A 19,663-nucleotide genomic window follows, 5' to 3' on the forward strand; every position below is an offset into this window, starting at 1 on the left:
AGTAGTAACGGGCTAACGAGTGATCCCTATAGTTTTGTAAAGTAATAACGGTGTACCTGTGCATCGTTTGATCAGGGTACCTGATGATCTGTATATCTTAGTAACGGATTATCCTACTATCGGTATATCAGTCCACATGGATATCCCGGTGACAGGTGGTCCTTAATCGTTGTAAAGTAATATCGGAATATCTTACTATCGTTTGAACAGGCTACCTGACGATCCGGATATCCCAATAATAGGCGATCAGGCTATCGGTATATCTTAACATCAGTACATCGGTATGATCGGATGAGCTGCAACAGATAGCTTTATTCAATCCCTGTACTCTTAAAACCGAACACAGCGTCAGTACCCCATTGTCCGGATTATTTTGCGAAGTGCGGCCTCAAGTAACTGCTGCATTTGGATATAATCTTCGAACAACCGGTTGAATTTCTCAATGATCAGGGGGCTAAGGGTTCCCTTTAACTTAAGTGTATTGGCGTGCCTGGCCAGTTGATTAATGTTGTTGCCGATCCGGCCCATTTCAGCGCCTATAGCGTCCAGATGTATAATTAGTTCTTTAGCATTGACCACAGTTTGTTTTACGTCGGACAAAATCCGCATCCTGATTAATTCAGTCTTCGAAATACCTAACTGTTGCTCTATTTCGACAATCTCCTTATATTCATCATCGGTAAATCTGACATTAATAAAGTTGCTGCGTCTACCTTTCTCTAATTTCGGTCGTCCGTTCAACTTCTTAAGATCAGCCATAGAAAAATTGAGTCGCGAAATTTTTTAAATCCTCCCTGGAAGGGCAAGAGACTTTTTGTGAAACAAAAAGACATCTTGCCGTTGCGGAAACAACGAGATTCCGGCTTATGTATTTGGCGGTTTTGAGCTAATCAATGTTCTTTTCAGCTACCTGGAGGAAAAGTTGGAGCCTATTTTGCCGGGAACTACCTTTCAAAAGGCACCCGAAGTCCGGAAAAGAAATCATTCCTTTTCCGCTTCTCTTCGGCGGCGATCTTCAGCGCCACTTTGATCTTATCATTATAGTCGTTAAATCCTTCATAAACTATTGAGCGATCAGTGGCATAAGGCAAAGCTTTTAAAAAGACTCTGGTTGCCAGGGCTCCTGCCTTATCACGATCAAAATAAATATCTAATGAAGAAAACGCTTTTGCCCTGTTAATCCCCTGTTGTAACAAGGTTAGGGAGTTTAAAATAATTGCGCTATGGTCGTCTGCGGGCTTTTCTACCCGCCAACTTAAAAAATCGAGAAAACCTTCGAATATGACGGCCTTTTTCTGGTGACCGGGAATGAAGGTTATCCCCTTATGCCCCATACATCCTTTGAAATAACGGTTGCGGACTTCCCATGATTTGTTTTCATTTTGCCATCCGGCAGCGAAATAACGTTTGCGGACATTATTTTCATCTTCTACAAAGTAATACACTTCGGACAGGTATTTTTTCGAGATCTCAAAAATCCCCCGGCTCTTTAAATATTCCGTTATAGCCGGATGGGTGCCCAAAGGCTTGATCTGTTCGACTATATGCTGAGGCCTTTTGGGTATCTTTTTCGGGAAAACCATCCTGTTTTCACCGGGCTCTAAGGCACAAACTTCCTGAATCTTTTTAACCACTTCGTTAAAGCCTAAGTGCTTCCAATACGCCAGACCGAAATCAATAATATTTCCTCCTTTGCCCGCTCCGTGATCGAACCATACGCCAAGGTCATCATTCACGCTCAAGGATGGCTCAGTATCATCATCCCGTATCATACTGTAATACATTTTTTCCCGACCTCGTTTCGGAACCGGCTGGTAACCTAACCGGCTCAGGAGATCAACCATAGAGCCCTGTTCCTTAAGCTCTTTTGCAGTTAATAAATTAGTCATACCGTCGTTGTTTTTAAGAGTTTATATAATTTAAAATAATCTGATTATGGATAGTGAGTTGCCACTGAACCGGCAGCGGGTATCGAACCCGGACAATTCATTTCTACCGGTTTATAAATTCGGGACTACTCATGTCGGTTTCTACAAACCGGCCTCTCGGCTGCCAAGGCGCGTTCGGTTTATTGATACGATCTCACCTTCGCCAAATTTCCTGTTGTTAGCAGGATAATAATTCGTCCCCCAATGTCAAAGAGCCGATCCGCCTTGGCGGATTTACCTTGCTGCCATATGCAGCCAGGTTACCCGGTTACCGGCAGCCACGATGGCTCCCGGTTGTACCCTGTAAATTTTTTGAATGGAAAGCTTCAGCAGGGCTTCGGTGTGGCAGCGGGCTGTAATGGCGCGACCGCTGGTGTGGTAAGCCTGTGATGTGGAAATGGCATCCTGCAATTGGCAGTGCGGTGGGCACGCTTTTTCAGCGCCTTCGGCGGCAGTCAATCGGTGTAGGGAAGTCATTTGGTTCAATTCCATTCGTTGCGGGTTTTCGCGTTTTAGTGATTGCCCGGAACAAAGGTTGGGAGAATCGAAAAGGGGTTTTCACAACCATTTAGGGCGGTGTGACAAATAAATGCCAGGAAATGGGAATAATTTTTGGCAGGAGGTTACCGGCTGAAAATAAGATAAGTTTGAGGGTATAAGCAAAAGGTTTTGCCGCATAGCAAGAATGGCAGGAAACGGGTACATTCCTGCCTGTTATTGTGAAATCGCTGTTTAGTGCATGCGCAGCAACGGCCTCCGGGCTATTATCAAGTAGCGGTTTAGGAACTTTGTACAGCCAGGGAGTTTTTGGGATTTAACCTGAAAAGCATTCCATAATAAAATTTCATCCAAGCATTTTTGATAATTTTAACGTTTAATTGAACAGGAATGCTTAAACCAGGTAATTTACTCGACCTCAGCGGTTTTGAATTTATTTAACAATTCGCTTTCTATTCCCCAAACGAAAAGGATCATCCAGTTGAAGGGGATATTCTACCCGGGAAAGGCATGCCCTATAGCGGCCTTTTCCAGGGTACGCTGAAAGATGAATCTTCGGATGCACAAATAAAAGCTGCCACTACCTTCAAGGATTTGAAAGCTGACACTACCTTAGCTTATGATTAGGGCAACCATTATAATTGGCCCAAAAGGCTGGTAGACCCTACTTGCGGATGATCGCAGGATTTGTGATTGCAATTTCCCCATTAATTTTAGCCATTTCAATAATTCCAATATTTACTCTAAATTCACCCGGAAAACCTTAACCCGTACAATGAAGAAAGATAAATTTCATGGCATTAAACCACTGACCGTCATTCTTCTTTGTATCTCGATATTTGGCATCTGGCACCTCTGGAAAACATGGGTCCGGAACAAAAAAGCCAAAGATAAACTGCAAACCTTATTACCGGAAATCGCAGGTGCACTCAGCGATTTCGACCTGCTGACAAATTTTGAAAACTATTTTTCAAATTTCCGGGAGCAGCAATTTTTGCAAATAAAATCAGCGCTTGCTAAATCTATTCCGAGGTTTTACAACGAAGTCGGTTTAAGCACAACGGAAACCGAACTTATTACCAGATTTCTAACTTGCTATAAGAACCTCGCTAAAGAAAGAGCCGATTATAACGATCTTTTTGTCAAATGCGAATCAAAAAAGTACGCCTATCTTTTTGACTCATTGGAAACCTACCCGCTGTCTACTGACCAGGTCGAAGCGATTGTGCGGGATGAAGATAACAATTTGGTCATAGCCGGCGCGGGCACGGGAAAAACAACGACCATCAGCGCCAAAGTGGCCTACCTGCTTGAAAAGAAACTGGCAAAGCCCCAGGACCTGTTAATCATTTCATTCACCAAAAATGCAGTGAATGAGATGTACGACAGGTGCATGAAATTTTGCAGGGATATTCCGGATGCAGATCAGCTCGACATCAGAACATTCAACAGCTTCGGCTATTTTGTAACCCGCTTTTGCTCATCCAAAGAAGTGCTGCTGGCCTTTGACGGCAAAGACGACGAAGCCAAATCATTCTTGCAAGAGCGGTTCAGTTATTTATTTAAAAACGACCCGGACTTTCAAAAAAAGGCGGTGAATTTTATCGCCTTTTTCAACCGTCCTGAACGCGACGAGTTCAGCTACGAAAGCAAAGATGAATACCTTAAGTATGAAAAGAGCCATAAAAACGTCACCTTAGACGGAAAGCAAGTGAACAGTAAAGAAGAAGTACAAATCGGCAACTTCCTGTGTCTTTTTAAAATTAAATACGAATATCAAAAGCACTACCCCTTACAGCTGGAAGACCGCAATGCAAACTTCGCCGCCTATCGTCCTGACTTTTATTTTCCGGAATACGAAATATGGCATGAGCACTATGGCATTGACCGGGACGGAAATGTCCCCTCCTGGTTCGCCGTAAAACATCCATTTAAAACTGGCAGGGAAACGTATCATTCGGGAATCCTTTGGAAGGAGGCGATCCATGAAAAATATAGGACAAAACTCATCAAAACCTACTCCTATGAAAATAAGGAAAATACATTATTAACAAACTTAAAAAAGAGATTAGAAGGACTCGGTGTAGAACTAAAAAAGCGCACAAATGAAGAACTTTATGAATTGATCCAACAGTCTCCTGATTACGGAGATTTTATAAATTTAATACACACCTTCCTCGGACTCCTGAAATCAAATGGCAAACAACCCGGGGACATCCAAATTCCAAAAGAAGATAAACGCCTTAAAACTTTCATAGATGTTTTTACCCCTTTGTTTGATGAATATGAACGGAAGCTGACCCACGAGCATTCGGTAGATTTTAATGATATGATTAACCTGGCCACCAGCCATATTGCTGCCGGGGATTATCCGAGGACCTATAAATACATACTTGTAGATGAGTTTCAGGACATGTCGCTAGGGCGGTATGAACTTCTGAAAAGTTTGCGTAAACGGCACCCCGAGGGTAAATTATATGCCGTTGGTGATGACTGGCAATCTATCTTCCGGTTTTCCGGCAGCGATATTTCCATCATTACGGAGTTCGCGGAACACTTAGGTTTTACCAGCCAGTCTGCCATCCTTACCTCCTACCGTTTCAACGATGAAATTCTAAAAACGACCAGCAACTTTATTCAAAAAAATCCGGGGCAAATTAAAAAGACACTTGCAACAACCAGCAAGGCCACAAATCCTTCTTTTCTTTTTCACGGACTTGAATTAAGCGGGCGGCAGCTGCTCGAAAAACAAACTATTAAACACCAGTGTATCAGACATATTCTGGAAGGTATTTCAGCAATCCAAAGCGAAGCCGTTGTTTTCCTGATTGGCAGGTACAGGCATAACATTCCAACAAAATTACAGCAGTTAAAAGACGAATTCCCGAAACTCAACATAGCTTTTTTCACAGCGCACAGCGTAAAGGGATTAACCGCCGATTTCTCCATCCTGCTTGATGTTGATTCTGGTGTCTTTGGCTTTCCGTCGGAGATCGCCGATGACCCGATATTGAACGCTGTATTGCATGAGAGCGATAAATTTGAAAACGCAGAAGAACGGCGTCTTTTCTATGTAGCGACAACACGGGCCAGGCACCGGAATTATTTATTATATGACATGTTAAACCCAAGCAAGTTTGTTACAGAGTTAATTCAGCTAAATTCAAATACAGGCCTGATGAGCCAAACAAGATGTCCGGAATGCAATGGCATTCTTGTAAAACGAACCGGAGCGTATGGTGAGTTTTACGGTTGCGTTCATTATCCGCAATGCACAGGTAAAATCGCTGTAAATGCAGTGATTTAATTGCCTGCGAAATAACGCAACATTAATTTGCGATAAGGTCACCGTTAACCGCCGCGTTCACCATATCCTGTGGTAACGTTTTTTTATTTTTCAGCCCTAAGTCCTTTAACTTGCTGGTTTGCAACACCAGGTTATCTTTGCCCGTACTAAGCTGTTTGAACGCGTCATCGTATTTACCCTTCGCTCTGTCCAGGTGTTCGCCGACATCACTTAGATTTTCAACGAACCCGACAAATTTATCGTAAAGTTTAGCGCCCCTCTCGACTATATCAATGGCATTGCGATTCTGATACTCCCTTTTCCACAGATCTACGATGAGCTTTAAAGAAGTGATCAGGTTCGTAGGGCTTAATAAAAGAATCCGTTTATCATAGGCAAAGTTCCACAAATCAGGGTCGCTCTGTAATGCGGCGATATAAGCAGGTTCGCTCGGAACAAACAGCATGACAAAGTCCAGCGCCTTATCGTAATCGTCGTACCCTTTGGCACTAAGGGAAACGATGTGGCCTTTAATAGCGGCGACATGAGCGGCCAGTTCCTTTTTTTGTTCTTCCACATCGATGGAAGCGATCAGGCGGGTAAATGCATTCAGCGAAACTTTCGAATCGATAATCACGCTGCGGTTATCCGGGTATTTGATTACCGCGTCAGGACGCATTTTCTTGCCCTCCGAGTCCGACCGTAAAGGTTTGCCATCTTCGTCAAGCAATTCGTGCTCCATAAAGTATTCCCGGTCTTTTACCAGGCCGGACCTTTCCAAAATGCCCTCGAGGATCATTTCGCCCCAGTTGCCTTGTGTTTTCGCCTCACCTTTTAACGCTTTTGTTAGATTCTTAGCGTCTTCACTAATCATTTGGTTCAACAAAGACAACTCTTTAACTTTTTCTCCCAGGGAGAAGCGTTCTTTCGATTCCTTATCATACACCTCCTCCACCTTAGTTTTAAAGTCTTTCAGGTGCTCACCCAGCGGATCCAAAATATCCTTGAGATTGGTTTTGTTGAGCTCGGTAAATTTCTCCGTTTTGGTTTCCAGTATCTTGTTGGCAATGTTTTCAAATTCGGTATTGAACTTTTTGCCTAGTTCTTCCATTTCGACTTTCTGGGTTTCGAGCTTATCGTTCAGGGCTTTGTTGTCCGCATTCGCTGTGGCCAGCGCCTAGTTCCTGTCGTTCAAATGATCTCGTACATTTTTTAGCTCTGTTTTTAGTTGCGTAAGCGCATCCTTTTCAGATTGCAACAACTCCAATGTGCCCTTGTAATTAGCACTCGCGGTTGCCAGGTTTTGATGCGTTTTGTTAAGTTCAATCGTATTTATATTTAACTCCGCAGTTAATTTGATATTTCGTTCCCTTTCGGCTTGCAAGCTCTCTAAAGCAGCTTTATGATTGGCATCTATAGTTGCCAAACTTTGTTGCGATGTATTTAGCTCAAGGTTTTTAGTAGCAATATCCCGGCTCAGACTTGCGGCATTTTCTTTCTCCGTAACTAAAGTTGATTCCAAAGACTGATAACCAGCCGACAGGATGCCCAGCTGTTCTTTGGTCTCAGCAAGCATGGATTGCATCGTTTCCAACGCCTGACTAAGCTCGCTGTTTTCGGTTGCCAGCCCGTTCATGCTTTTTTCAGCATTTTGCAGGTTTGCCTCGCTGGTCGCCCGGTATGCGGCAAAAGCCTTATCCAGTTCAATATATTCCTCGCTGGAACCAGCGGATAATTTGGGTTTGCTGGCTTTCGCAATAAACCAGCCAAGCAGCGTGCCGACAACAAGGCCGGCAAGTACATAGACGAGCATATCCATGATACTTATTTTAAGTTTTATCGAATCTAAATGTACAGATACGTACCGGTTTAACCTTATTTATCTTTTTTCAAGCTACAGCCCGTCTACAAAGTCCTTATCATGAAGGATTACTTGGTCCCCGAACAAATCTTTTAATATTTTCAAACAGGGAACATCAGAATCCTGATCAAGAGTAACAACGTACTCATAAGCTTTCAACGGTTTATCTTTACCCGTTAATTGCACATCATGCGCAACTTCAAAGTTGCCGATGTGAACATATCTTCTTGCAAGCCCGTTTTTTTTTGCATTCGAAAGTTCAATATTTCTCCAGATAGATTCGTTCAGCGACCAGGCGCTGTTGGCATTTCCGTTAGGAATAGTCCGGGAATCGCTATCATGGATGACACAATGCTGAATATGAAAAGCCGTAAAGATCTCCTGGAAAAACGGGATATTATTTTTCGTGCCCGAATTCAGCACATACACTTCGTATTGGTTATAAAAACGGCCGATCAGGTCTCTGAATACGATCGCCTCAGTATCGCCCTCCACGATGATCACGTTTTTTGCATAGAACGATTCGCAGATGTGGGGATTGAACCGGTTGATCATCTGGATGCGGTCTTTTTTCTCCTCATCGCCACGAAAGACATCATCGTCAACCTGGTATGCTTCGGTGGACTCGTCAGCGTGCTTTACTATACGAACCAGTGAAGTATGTGGTTTGGAAATATCGATCATTAAGGGCGAATGTGTGGCGATCAATATTTGGAACGGACTATTTTCGGCGAGATCATACAGACTTTTCCGCAATCGGAACGCCGCTTCAGGGTGAAGAAAAAGTTCAGGCTCTTCAAACAGAATGATATAACTTTTACGGGTGCCTGAGCTTGTTTTCTTCAAAAACGAAATAAAATTATATAAAGCCTGCCTGATCACGCCATGCCCATACTGGGTGAACACTTCATCACGGTCGATTCCATCTTTACGGATATTTACCGAATGGTTCTTTTTGAACGCATCTTCGAGTTTGATATATTCATCGTTTTTTGGGTCGATTTTCAAAGTCAGGTCAGCAAAAACTTTTTTGAACTGCTCGTTGATCTCGTCGTTGTACTTCGAAACAATATCTGATCCCAGTACTTTTTTCTGCAAGTCTTTAACGCCGGTCACCAGTTTACTAAAATCATCAGGGTAATCCTCCCTTAATTTTTTTAAAACGTCATCCTGGATCAACTTATTAACTTTATCTTCAAGCGAGGATTCGCTTTCCATGGCGCTGATGCTGATCGCGGTAGGTGAATATTTGGTAAAGAGCGATTGCATGCCGCCAAACCCATTCATTATCCAGGAGTCGGTTTGAGGCGAAAAAGTGTACTTTTCAAAAGCCTCATCGTGCATTTTCCATACTTTCCTTATTCGCACCAGGTTATCGGCATCAACCCATTTGTTAACCCAGTCCGGTTCTTCCGATTTGCCTTTTCCCTTCAGTTCATCATCAGTTTCATCGGCTTGTTCCTTAAGAAATACCCCTTCGATAACAATTGGCTCATTTATATCGTAATTGAAAAAGTCGGAAAGTGCGGCCTTTTGAGAAGAGTTAACAAAAAATTCATACCCCCGCAGGAACGAAGATTTGCCGGCGTTGTTCTGGCCGATCAAAAAAATAATATTGGACTTCGAAAAATCGATTATATTTTTTTCGCCTTTTAAGCCCCTGAAATTTTTAATGATGAGTTTTTGAAGTTTCATGTAATAAAGTTATGCCCGTGAATGTTTCGAGCTTTTTTATCAATTCTTTGGTTTAGGCGGTACTTGTGGTTTCAAATCCGCAGATTCAGCTGCTTTGGCTGGTTTACTCTCTCCACAGGTCATTTGATCTACTCTTAATCGCTTTTTTTTAATTTCCTGACAGAAAAAAGCCGACGGATAAGTATACGCCGGCTTCCGTGAACAACACTTTAGATTAGCATGGATCTTTCCTCCAATGATCAGGAATATCCCTGTTTTGCAGGTGGCGTTCCCGCGCAACATGTACCGGATGGTAACCCTCTTTACACGCATAGTCCTTTGCCTCGCGTTGGGTATCAAATTTACCTCCAACGGACGCACCGTTAACAATGACTACATGGTGGTCGGTAGCCGCATTCTTGTCTGAAGAAATAGGCCTGTGTTCTACATAAGCTGCTGACATAAAATTGAATTTAAAATGTGAGCTCAAATATCACAGTTCACAAACCCTGTTTTTTCCGGTTTTCCGTAAAGAGAAAATAAAAAGCACTACTTCTCAAAGCCGCAAAGCGTTCTTCCCTCCTTCTCTGCATCAGCCAGTTTCATTTTCACGACCTGGTGCGTACAATGGCTCAATCCCCGGCAATCAGACCGCAAATGATATTTCTTTCCTTTGGCGCCGCTGCAAATGTAAACGGTAGTCGAAGAGGTCTGCACAGTGGAAAGTGACCAAACCACGAATAATAATAGCGTCTTCATAAATTATGATTAAAGATTTATGTCAAAAATAAAAGGCTCATGGCAGCCGCTTTTACGGGAAACCGTAACGATGGTCAAATCATACCCAATTCCTTACAAAAGCCGATCAGTTGCTGGTTCTTACTAAAATTCATCGCCGTTCGCATCAGTTTCAAACGCTTCTCCACACTGCTTAATCCAAAAGGAGGCATCCCGTTCAGTTCCAGCCAGTCTGCGATTTGCTGTTGGGAATACCCCTCGTTAAGCAAGCGGACAATTGCTTTATCCCGGTCCGTGAAGTCATGCTGGTTCCCCTTCGCGGCAAGTGCACGGTAATCGCGGGGATAGTAGCGGCGGTTTTCGGAAAGCTGTTCCAGCGCGTTTTTCAGCTCCCCCGCATCCCCCCGCGCCTTGCGCACAAAACCGTCTACGCCCAACTCCTCATACAGGCGGCGGATCATCGCGATTTTACTTTCCGTAGAAAACACCAGCACCTTGAGTTCCGGTTGTAATAGTTTTGCTTCCCGGATGAGTTCCATACCGTCCGGCAGCTGTTTTGCCGTGCCTTCCTCCTCAAAATACAGGTCCGTAATCAGCAAGTCAAACGGATGCTTTTCCGAAACCGCTTTCTTCAAAAGCGAAATGGCGTGGCTGGTATGATAAATATGCATCGGGCGCGGCAACTCCAGGCCCTCCAGCGTTATCCTCAGCGACAAGTTGGCCATGTCCTGGTCTTCAACAATAAGAATATGGTTAAACTGCATATCAATCAGAAATCGGTAATTGAATTAGAATCCGGAGGCCATTTGCCTCCGCACCTTCAAAATTAATCGCACCGTTCAATACTTCAATACGGGAAACCGTATTCTGCATTCCTTTTCCGGTTGTCTCCTTCCCGTTCAGTCCGATTCCATCGTCGCGGTATTCTAGAATAAGCCGGTCATCTTTTGCCTTGAAACCTACATACGCTTGCGTCGCCTTACTATGCTTGCTCATATTTACCATCAGTTCCTGTAAAACCAATAGCAATTGTTCTCTTACTTCTAAATTGACCACCTGCCACAGTTCTGTTTCATTGCCTTCAACTGCAAGCCGCAGTGATGGATTTTTAAAAGCATTGAGCATCGTGCTGATCCTTTCCTTGAAATCAACTACAGATTCAGCCTCATCGTGCGCAACGTTCCGGGATATGTTATACATGTTTTCCAACTGGTCGAGCAAAACCGTACGATCGATTTCCGGGAGGTGTTCAATCCCGCTCATAATCTGGTAAATCCCGTTGGCGACCTTATCATGGACCTTTTGCGACAGGCGCAGCTTACTTTCCTGAAGCCTGCGGTCAGCCTCCATCTGCATTCGTCTTTTGCGCCGTTTATAGAGCCAAAACCCAAGAAAGGCGCCGGCCAGTGCAACAAGTGTCACCACCAGCAACTGGTAATTCCTTTCCGTATTCTTCTCTTGCAACTGCAAATTCTCGATTTTTGCCTTCTCGACATTATACCTGATCACTGCGAATTGACTTTTTTCCGCACTGCGCGCAGATTGCAGGCTATCCTCCAGGCGCTGGTACTGTTGAAAATAGATTTTTGACTGGTCAGGAATGAGTACGATGAGTTTTCGCAAGGCAGCTAATTGGTCGTCCGGGCTATTTAATTTGTTAGCCGCAGCAAACATTTTTCGCGCGTACCATAATGCCGAATCCGGCTTGCGGTCCATGTAAAACTCTGCAAGGTGCGTATAGCTTGAGTTTTCACCCCAAATATCTTTTTCGCGTAGCCGGATCGCAAGGGACCGCAAAAGCTCCGGCGCCGCATTGTAGCTCGCGTTCCGTAACCACTTCGTCGTCGCCACGTTCGTCAGTGTCCGCGCATAGTCTGTACCTTTAGGGTCAACTATCCGGAGCACCTCATCATAACTTGATAAGGCTTTGCCAAATGCTTTCTGCTTTTTGTAGGCATTACCCTGATTATTCAGGAAATATGCCCTTAACTGCGGACTATCGGCATACCGTAGCGCCAGCGCGTAATAAGTAAGCGCCTGCTTACTGTCATCCAAATTGGCGAAGGTCATCCCCATCTGGTTGTAATCCTCCGCCAGGTGCCCGCGATTTTTGGGATCGTGTTCGTCTAATGATTTTAACGCCAGGGTCAAGCTTTCCTGCGCGCCGTAATGATCACCGGCATCCGACTGGATCAACGCCATATTCTGGTAAGCCATCGCAACCTGTTCCTTGTTAGCTGAATTCGTAGCCGAACGGTTAAAATAATAAAAGGCGGAATCTTTATTCTTACTTAAAAGCCCATAGGCATTTCGGTAATCTGCCCACAGGTCGGGAGCTTTGGTGGGGGCTGACCTATGGCAAGCCGTAAAAATCAGCAGCGTCAAAATCCATATTGGTGATAAATTTTTCAAGGTTCCTGCCGCTAAAATACAACTAATTACAAAAAATAAGGCAAGCTTGCACTTGCCTTATTTTAAGTTTAGCTGCCGGGAGGCGGCGGAGGTGGCGGAGGCGGGTGCCCGTTATCGCCGCCTGTTTCGCTATTGGCGGTTACCGTAATGGTATTGTCGTTATTACAGCCGGAATGATGTTGCGCAGGGCAGGCAAAAGCCAGCCATAACGCCAAAAAAATATTTAGCATTTTCAAAAAATTTAAAGGGTTAATAAATCCTGCAGGCCCGCCCCGGGACTGTCCCGGGACATAGCTGCAAACCGCGTAAGAGGCGCCTCTTACATTTTTGGGAAGTGTGAGCATAGACGGCGGAAGCAGTTAACCGCTTCCCAAGCCGGGTGGCTGCCGCCGCCGCCTTTGCTCGCAGCAATAGTTCGAATCGATTGCCGGAACAAATATGCGGCGACATAATGAACTTACTATCAACCGGTTCCGGTATTTCCATTATTTCCGGCGCGATTCCGGAAATGCGAATGGAATTCCAAAAAATGTTTTAGATTTATCCTTGAAAAATTTAAAAATGTCTGAGTCTGAGTATAAAGAATTGGTCCTGGCGGAGTATGACAGGCAAATGAAAAACGAGCCGTCGCTTTCGGCGTTGTTGGTCCCAACACCGGCCAAAATCAAGTCGTTGGTCATAATGATTTGCGAGCAAGGCTCTAAATTAAGTACAGGTGACGAAAAGATATTAGAGTCTTTTGTCGGCAAGAAGGATAATGCTGCTGGCTACCGAAAGGCTTTCTCAACCGGCAAAGCAGATCCGTTCCGGCCATTAGTAAACCTGTTTGACGACCGGTCGATAAAGACCAATATTAGAAACATCGATTTATTGGCTTTGCTTATAGGCTTTAAACCCCGCCCCTATCATCCGAGTTTGCCAGCCACAATCACTTTTGATCCGCCCATCAAGCCTGCGCCACCCGAAATAGTGACCGACGAGCCTCCCGGAAACCCAGACCCGAGTGAGAATCCTGTAGAACCCGGCGAGGAACCGACAAAAGGCAAGAGCTATAAATTTTTGTGGATTATTGCAGCTGTCATCATTGCAGGAATGAGCTGGTACCTGATTTCTAAAAAGATGGAAAAACACTATACTGGTAAAGAGGGCTGTATGATCTGGGACGATGACCACTATGAACCCATCGAATGCAAGGACCGGTCCTCCGATGCGCCGCATTATCCAATCAACCAGGAACTGGTCGATCATTTTAAACGCATCAGCGAACCGAAAAAAACGCTTACGTATCAATCTGTAGGGAAAGTTTGGTACAGCAATTATAAAGGCAGTGTTCAATTTTACACCGACAGCGGCCCAAATCCCTTGGATACCAATTTAAGGGTGCTACCAATGACTACCCATATTTTTGAGAAATACGTGCTGCACATCAAAAATTAGCGTTTACGGTTTCCCGTAAAATTCCCCCATTAACGCGAAGTATTTTTGAGGCATAATAAAGAAGATTATGTCAGTTATAATCAATTGTATAAAAAAAGATAACGGCAATCATGAAAATCCATATGTCGCTTTCAAGAGTATGAACTGGTTAAATGAAGCCGATCAAAAAACCGGAAGCGCCAACCGAGTGGAAATGTACGATTTTGTAAAAGATGGCGGCGAAGACTATGTAAAGGATTCAGCCGGTAACAAAGCAAAACTTGTCGCAAAGACAACCGATAAGGGTACAAAGTATGTAAAGACTGTAGCAGATGATGTCAAATCTGATAACCTGCTAAATTTTAAAGAATGCAGCTAACCGGAATGCTATCCTAAACCTTATCACTTAGTATGCAAATCAATCATTACAGCAGCCCGTGGATTGCGAACCAAAAGCAGGTTGGACGCTACCGGCGCGACGACGAACCGGCCGGGGCCGATCCCGTTGCGCAGCCTATTGATCCGCCAGCGCACGGCTCCTATGGCAATTTGCTATTTGACCCTCGCTGGAAGGCTAAGCGAAATGAGATCATCAGCCGCGATAAAGGGTGTTGCGTAATTTGCAAAGGGACAGACGAGATACAGGTGCATCACCGCCAGTATCAATATGTCAAGGCAATGAAAGGATTTAAAGTCCCCTGGGATTATCCAGATTACCTGATGATCACGTTATGCAAAAGCTGTCACCAACGAGGCCACAGTAAATTCAAAGTACCGGTCTTAATAATTTGAACCTATGTTTAGTTTTTTTAAACGCGCCGATAATAATGGTGCACAGACCCCGCCCCTCAATGGGCATTTTCCGAACCCCACACCAGCCCTGCCAGAGGTAGAGGAACGCGTTTTTGTCGAAACGAGTGCTCCGAAGGAACAGGTCCAGGCACAAATGCCGGTTGATCATCATATTGGTGTGTTATATGCCTTTATGGATAAAAATCATGAAGTAAAAGGTTATGACGATGCTTTGGTAAACCCTGATGTCAGCAACCTGAACCAAAACCTGGAGGCGCTTAAAAGCGAACTGATCCGGACACTCAATAAAGTAAGAACATTCTACGAAGACTTTGTCCAGGAAACTGAATTTCATATTACAACCAGGTCCCGGAGCGGAATGGTAGATATGGTCGAGGAGTTGGAGATGAAAAAAAAGATCGCACAGGGCCATATTGACAAGGTAAAAGCTATCGAGGGTGACACGGCACGTGAGGAAGGCGATTGCAAAGGGATACTGATCAGTTATACACGGGGTTTCAAAAACGGACTGGCAGCCATTTCCCATCACCATATTTTATCAAGGAGATTTTAACGATGAAAGACCGGTGGATCAAGTTCGGGTGTTTTCTTACAGGCTATAAATATGCAGTGCTGCAAGGTTGCAGTGAAATTGCGCACCGTGCAGTTAAGCGTTACACTGCTGCGCTCATGATCATTTGTATCCTATGGGCATTTATAGGCTATTCCTTTGTCAGCAAATACCTGGCGGCAGAATGGTACTACAGTATTCTTGGAGGGGTATTATTTGTACTGATCATTTTGCAGGTAGAACGACAAATTATTCTTTCTGATTCACAAAGCAAATGGAAATATGGCGTCCGGGCATTTATCGCCCTGATAATGGCAGTCATCGGTTCGATCATCATTGACCAGATCATTTTTCGCGAGGATATCAAACACAAAGAATCGTTTGAGCTAAATGCACAAGTAGATTCGCTATTGCCAGCGAGAGAAAGAGAACTGAAAGCCCAGGCTGCTGAAACGGATCTTACCATCAATAAAAAGGAGGCGGAACGCAAAGCACTGGTAGATGAACTGACCAAAAACCCAACTATTAAAATGGTTGGTAAGGTAAATGACGTTATTGCCGTGCCTACGGTTACTACTGATACCAATAAAACGACAACAACTAAAACAAACCTTGTCAGAAAAACCGCAATAACCATCAATTCCATACCCAATCCGAAAATGTCGATGCTCGCACCAATTGACGCACAAATTAAAGAAATTCGGGCAATAAAGGTAGACCAGGAAAATCGCATATTAAAGCTAAGAGACGAGGTAACACAAGAGGCGAAAGCTAACAGCGGGTTTCTGTTTGAACTACAACTGATGTACCATATCCTGCGGGATTCCGGGCCGGCTTTATTTGTTTGGGCGTTCTGGGCCCTGCTTTTGCTGGGCATCGAGATTTTCATCATGATCAACAAAATGACTCATGGAGAAACGGATTATGACGCGACTATCCAGCATCACATGGAATTACAAAAACGCAAATTAAAATTGCTGGCGATGCAGGTGCCAGGGCCAGTAAAATGAATATGGCAGATGGATATATTGCAGCGGTTATGTTATGACTGCCGCCTGCGTAGTTTAACTACTGTTGAGCATTAATGATTTAACGTCGCACCCACCAGGCTTAATCAACTTAGTGAGTGCTAAAGACTACTCTTTTATTGAAATTTTGTTTGCTTCAGTAATTACAATCTCAGGCTTGCCTTTATAATCAATAACAGTTCCCTCAACGGATATGGTCTTACCCTCAATTTGGGAAGCCATTTGTTTAGCGTCACCTTTTAATACTACAGTCAGCAATTGATTCGGATACGCAGCACCTAAGTTAACCAATACCATACTACCAATATCCTTAACACTGAATACTTTACCTGTGGTACTAACAACATTCCCCACGGCTTTACCAATAGCGTTAAGAGGTGTCACAGACACAATATCTTTTGTGGCTTTGTTTACGAACATTGCAGTCACATCTATCTTAGGCGCAGTAACTTCATTAAACAGTTTATTTAACTCACCGGCTAACCGAACACCAGCCTGATCAATCCGTAAGTGAATCGTTTTGATGTACTTCTTGTAATAGGCTTCATCAATGGTTTGACCGGACTTAACATCTGCATAAAGTTCAGTACTTATCTGGTAACTTTCCCAAAGCCATTCCATGGGACTATCAGCCTGCCACTTCTTAATTTGAGCATCATTGGCCCAATCGTATTGTTTCACGATATCAGCCTCGCTTAAGCCCTCATGTTCGATGAGCCGGCTATCCCAAAGGGCATGCAAATTGGTTCCTTTTCCATCAAATTGAAGCTGAATGGTATTGCCGCCTTTATCTTCTTTACGGCTAACATGCATAGGCTGATGAGCATCACCGACCAGGTGAATAAGGTATTTTAAAGCTTCATTCTTTTGAACTGGCGTTGATGTGTTATCTTTTAACATAGCTTCAACTTTAAGTATCGCAGAATAAACGTTGTCATTCCCTTGCTTACTTACCGCATCCAAAAACTGGTCATGATTTAACCCTAAAGGTAAATTAAGGTAATGCCATGACGACGTAGCTTTATCCCTGTTTTCGTCGGCCCAGGTACTCACATTTGTAATAGTTTCCCCCTTTAGATAGGCTTTTACAACATTTGCAGTATTGGATGTTAAATGTTTCTCGGCGATGGTTGCAACGGCTCTATGCCCTTTGAACCCCCATGAAATTAAACCTAATGAAAGACCGATCACGGCCACAATTGCCAACTGTTTTCTCATAATGCAAAAGTATGAAACACATTGGAAGTTGAAATCTTAATTTGAGATTTTTACTAAATTAATTAGCAACTTTGCATTCCAGAGGATACGGCGATGAATGTTTATTCTGTAACAAGACTTTATGAATTATTAAAACAAGACCTGGTATCATGGATTGCTGTTAATCCCAAAGTAAAGAGTAAAATCACCAGCCATAATCTCAATCACCTGATTGAGCTTCATAAACGCAATGGCTTATCGGTTGACCTAACTCGCTTTTATAAGGAGTAATACTTGGCGACATTTTATCCACCTGAAAATAAACAGGAATTGATTACAGACTTTGTAAGGAAAGCGAATGCCGTCATGTGTGCGACCCTCAAACTCGTTGCAAGGAAGAAATCAGTATAACGACTGTCGTTCGTAACAAAGTGTCGGAAGTAAGCTATTGGCATACCTGCTATGTTGGTGAACACACTGACCCTAAGAAGATGGAATCGTTATCAAGAAAAATAAATGACTGGCAGTGAATGTTGTTGTAAATCAGTTATATTTACTCAACCCACCAAACCAGTCATGAAGAAATACATTCTCATTTTAATTGTCGCTGCGGATCATTAGTTAGCGCAAGCAGTGTAACCCTGTCAAATAAAACCTACGCAACCTGTAAAGGCGACAAGCCTTGTAATGCCTGCAAGAACTGCAAATACTGTAAGCATTGTGCTAAAGATGGTTTAACCTGTGGCGTCTGTAAGAAGTAAAAACTGTTTCTTTTATTTAATTCTTTTACCATGTTTAATAAAAGAACAATCGTCCCCGACGAACAACCTCAATCTGATTTGACAAAAGCATTGTGGAATAAGATTGACCTTCAAATCTCAACGTTTTATGGGGCATCACGATCAGAAAGGGCTCAGATGGAAGTCGGCAAACTCATTAACCTACTTAACCCAATCAAAACCCAAAAACACGAAGGTTCTAAAAGTAATCTATCCCGTATTGAATTGGTTCTCCAGCTTTTTGCTGCTGTACTTGACTCTCTTCTTTTAAAGGAGCCCAATTTCTATTTAGTCCGCGAAACACGAAGGGAACTACAAGATCTTGTCAAAGGCCGGTGGCGGCTTTCCAAATGGTTTAATGCTCGTCAACCATCATCAAAGGTTTTGTGGGGATTAGCTATAACCCTATTATTTATAGGCTACTTTCAATGGCGTTTTGTAAAAGATGTTGCATTTGCTTCAAATTTGGAACAACAACATTTGAGTATCGTCATTTGGTTTGGCAACATTGGTAGTGTTGTTAGTCCCCACCGCCGTATTATTAATCACCCCATAGTCGGTCTTCAGCCAGACCTCGTACTCCCGCACGAAGTGCAGGTCCAACGCATCCAGCCGGATATCCTCCTCGCCTGAACGCAGCTTCATAAAACGCTTGAGCGCTTTCCAGGAAGTGTTGTATTTATGGATGGTGCTGTAGGTATAATCCTTGCCCAGCAAACGGGCGACCTGGTCATAGTGGTAATGCCAGACCTCGCTCAGCGTCCGGGCCGGGAACAGTTCTTCGCCCTGCATCAGCCGCCGGATATCGGTAGCGGTGAATGGCTTACCCGTGCCGTAAAGTTCCTGACGGCACTGGAATACCGGGCTGTGCAGCACCTCCAGCCAAGCATTGATATCGCGGACCTCGCCCTTAGGCCCGCCGCAAACCCTTTTGGCCCGCACATCCCAATGCTCCCGCAGACATTTCCGCTGCGTCGACCACAATTCCTTTTGCCCGTTGCCCCGCAACTGCACGTAAATATGCGAGCGCGGATCTTTCTTGCCTTTGGGCTTTTTCAGGATGAACAGCAGCGCGAAGGTCTGCTGCTGCGCCCTCAGCCTTTTTTCGTTTTCGGGCTTTTTTTTTCCAACCCCTTCATCATCTCGTCAATATCCACCTGCCTGTAGAGATAGGTGCTGTTGACTTTATGATAGGGCAACTTCCCGCTCTCCCGCAGGCTCACGATGGTATTACTGGAAACGCCCAGCAAAGCCCGCACATCCTTGTTCTTCAGCCATTTTTGCTGGGAAGGCAACTTTCCACCTAATAAAGGCGAAAGCATATATATTAATTCTTTCTTGAAATTATCCAGGTCTTTTTTGGTCAGCAGTTCATCTGCGGTCATAGGCTATGGGTTGGGTACCCACAAATTTCTACCACCCGGTTTTTGAAACGATCATCCGGGTGTCAAAACCGCATTTTACCAGCGATCCGGGCCTCTCT

The 19,663-nt window shown here is 43.9% G+C and carries 20 protein-coding genes; 7 read left to right on the forward strand and 13 right to left on the reverse strand.

Features of this window, described 5'->3' with window-relative positions; translation table 11 throughout:
* Window positions 1–348: 348 nt before the first annotated feature.
* From FSB76_RS01145 to FSB76_RS01155, 3 genes are all read right to left on the reverse strand, one after another.
* Window positions 349–759 (reverse strand): plasmid mobilization protein, encoded by a 411-nt coding sequence (locus FSB76_RS01145; protein WP_147051777.1) that lies wholly within the window; start codon window positions 757–759, stop codon window positions 349–351.
* A 185-nt stretch (window positions 760–944) separates the two neighbouring features.
* The gene (locus FSB76_RS01150) at window positions 945–1,889 is read right to left on the reverse strand and encodes a toprim domain-containing protein (RefSeq protein WP_147051778.1); all 945 of its coding nucleotides are present in this window, start codon (window positions 1,887–1,889) and stop codon (window positions 945–947) included.
* Window positions 1,890–2,162: 273 nt separating this feature from the next.
* On the reverse strand, window positions 2,163–2,405 hold the full coding sequence (locus tag FSB76_RS01155; RefSeq protein WP_147051779.1) for a hypothetical protein: 243 nt from the start codon (window positions 2,403–2,405) through the stop codon (window positions 2,163–2,165).
* A 796-nt stretch (window positions 2,406–3,201) separates the two neighbouring features.
* On the opposite strand from FSB76_RS01155, the gene FSB76_RS01160 reads away from it, so the two are divergent.
* Window positions 3,202–5,733, forward strand: a complete 2,532-nt coding sequence (locus FSB76_RS01160; RefSeq protein WP_147051780.1) for a UvrD-helicase domain-containing protein — start codon at window positions 3,202–3,204, stop codon at window positions 5,731–5,733.
* A gap of 22 nt (window positions 5,734–5,755) precedes the next feature.
* On the opposite strand, the gene FSB76_RS01165 is transcribed toward FSB76_RS01160, so the two are convergent.
* The 7 genes from FSB76_RS01165 to FSB76_RS31975 form a co-directional block, all read right to left on the reverse strand.
* Entirely contained in the window at window positions 5,756–6,823 is a 1,068-nt protein-coding gene (locus FSB76_RS01165; RefSeq protein ID WP_147051781.1) for a DNA recombination protein RmuC, read from the reverse strand.
* Window positions 6,824–6,889: 66 nt separating this feature from the next.
* Window positions 6,890–7,531, reverse strand: coding sequence for a hypothetical protein (locus tag FSB76_RS01170; RefSeq protein ID WP_147051782.1), 642 nt, complete (start codon window positions 7,529–7,531; stop codon window positions 6,890–6,892).
* A gap of 75 nt (window positions 7,532–7,606) precedes the next feature.
* The gene (locus FSB76_RS01175; RefSeq protein ID WP_147051783.1) at window positions 7,607–9,268 is read right to left on the reverse strand and encodes an ATP-dependent nuclease; all 1,662 of its coding nucleotides are present in this window, start codon (window positions 9,266–9,268) and stop codon (window positions 7,607–7,609) included.
* Window positions 9,269–9,482: 214 nt separating this feature from the next.
* Window positions 9,483–9,710, reverse strand: a complete 228-nt coding sequence (locus FSB76_RS01180) for a hypothetical protein (RefSeq protein WP_147051784.1) — start codon at window positions 9,708–9,710, stop codon at window positions 9,483–9,485.
* A 370-nt stretch (window positions 9,711–10,080) separates the two neighbouring features.
* Window positions 10,081–10,749, reverse strand: coding sequence for a response regulator (locus tag FSB76_RS01185; RefSeq protein ID WP_147051785.1), 669 nt, complete (start codon window positions 10,747–10,749; stop codon window positions 10,081–10,083).
* 1 nt (window position 10,750) lies between these two features.
* Window positions 10,751–12,397, reverse strand: a complete 1,647-nt coding sequence (locus FSB76_RS01190; RefSeq protein ID WP_147051786.1) for a tetratricopeptide repeat-containing sensor histidine kinase — start codon at window positions 12,395–12,397, stop codon at window positions 10,751–10,753.
* Between the two features lie 68 nt (window positions 12,398–12,465).
* Window positions 12,466–12,627, reverse strand: coding sequence for a hypothetical protein (locus tag FSB76_RS31975; RefSeq protein WP_158642799.1), 162 nt, complete (start codon window positions 12,625–12,627; stop codon window positions 12,466–12,468).
* Between the two features lie 316 nt (window positions 12,628–12,943).
* Here FSB76_RS31975 and FSB76_RS01195 point away from each other — a divergent pair, with 316 nt between their 5' ends.
* From FSB76_RS01195 to FSB76_RS01215, 5 genes are all read left to right on the forward strand, one after another.
* Window positions 12,944–13,834, forward strand: coding sequence for a hypothetical protein (locus FSB76_RS01195; RefSeq protein WP_147051787.1), 891 nt, complete (start codon window positions 12,944–12,946; stop codon window positions 13,832–13,834).
* Between the two features lie 67 nt (window positions 13,835–13,901).
* Window positions 13,902–14,192, forward strand: coding sequence for a DUF3892 domain-containing protein (locus FSB76_RS01200; RefSeq protein WP_147051788.1), 291 nt, complete (start codon window positions 13,902–13,904; stop codon window positions 14,190–14,192).
* A 32-nt stretch (window positions 14,193–14,224) separates the two neighbouring features.
* Complete coding sequence (locus tag FSB76_RS01205) at window positions 14,225–14,605, forward strand: HNH endonuclease (RefSeq protein WP_225976383.1); 381 nt, start codon at window positions 14,225–14,227, stop codon at window positions 14,603–14,605.
* Between the two features lie 4 nt (window positions 14,606–14,609).
* Complete coding sequence (locus FSB76_RS01210; protein ID WP_192910116.1) at window positions 14,610–15,179, forward strand: hypothetical protein; 570 nt, start codon at window positions 14,610–14,612, stop codon at window positions 15,177–15,179.
* A 2-nt stretch (window positions 15,180–15,181) separates the two neighbouring features.
* A complete protein-coding gene (locus tag FSB76_RS01215) occupies window positions 15,182–16,186 on the forward strand; it encodes a DUF4407 domain-containing protein (protein WP_147051789.1) in 1,005 nt (334 codons plus the stop codon).
* 126 nt (window positions 16,187–16,312) lie between these two features.
* On the opposite strand, the gene FSB76_RS01220 is transcribed toward FSB76_RS01215, so the two are convergent.
* On the reverse strand, window positions 16,313–17,422 hold the full coding sequence (locus FSB76_RS01220) for a S1/P1 nuclease (RefSeq protein ID WP_147051790.1): 1,110 nt from the start codon (window positions 17,420–17,422) through the stop codon (window positions 16,313–16,315).
* 93 nt (window positions 17,423–17,515) lie between these two features.
* Here FSB76_RS01220 and FSB76_RS31980 point away from each other — a divergent pair, with 93 nt between their 5' ends.
* On the forward strand, window positions 17,516–17,692 hold the full coding sequence (locus FSB76_RS31980) for a hypothetical protein (protein ID WP_158642800.1): 177 nt from the start codon (window positions 17,516–17,518) through the stop codon (window positions 17,690–17,692).
* A gap of 947 nt (window positions 17,693–18,639) precedes the next feature.
* Here FSB76_RS31980 and FSB76_RS01225 read toward each other — a convergent pair.
* Window positions 18,640–19,194: a phage integrase SAM-like domain-containing protein gene (locus FSB76_RS01225; protein ID WP_158642801.1), complete on the reverse strand. Its 555-nt coding sequence runs from the start codon at window positions 19,192–19,194 to the stop codon at window positions 18,640–18,642.
* Window positions 19,195–19,274: 80 nt separating this feature from the next.
* Complete coding sequence (locus tag FSB76_RS01230; protein WP_147051792.1) at window positions 19,275–19,565, reverse strand: helix-turn-helix domain-containing protein; 291 nt, start codon at window positions 19,563–19,565, stop codon at window positions 19,275–19,277.
* Between the last annotated feature and the right edge of the window lie 98 nt (window positions 19,566–19,663).

This window comes from Mucilaginibacter ginsenosidivorax, from assembly GCF_007971525.1.
GTDB lineage: Bacteria > Bacteroidota > Bacteroidia > Sphingobacteriales > Sphingobacteriaceae > Mucilaginibacter > Mucilaginibacter ginsenosidivorax.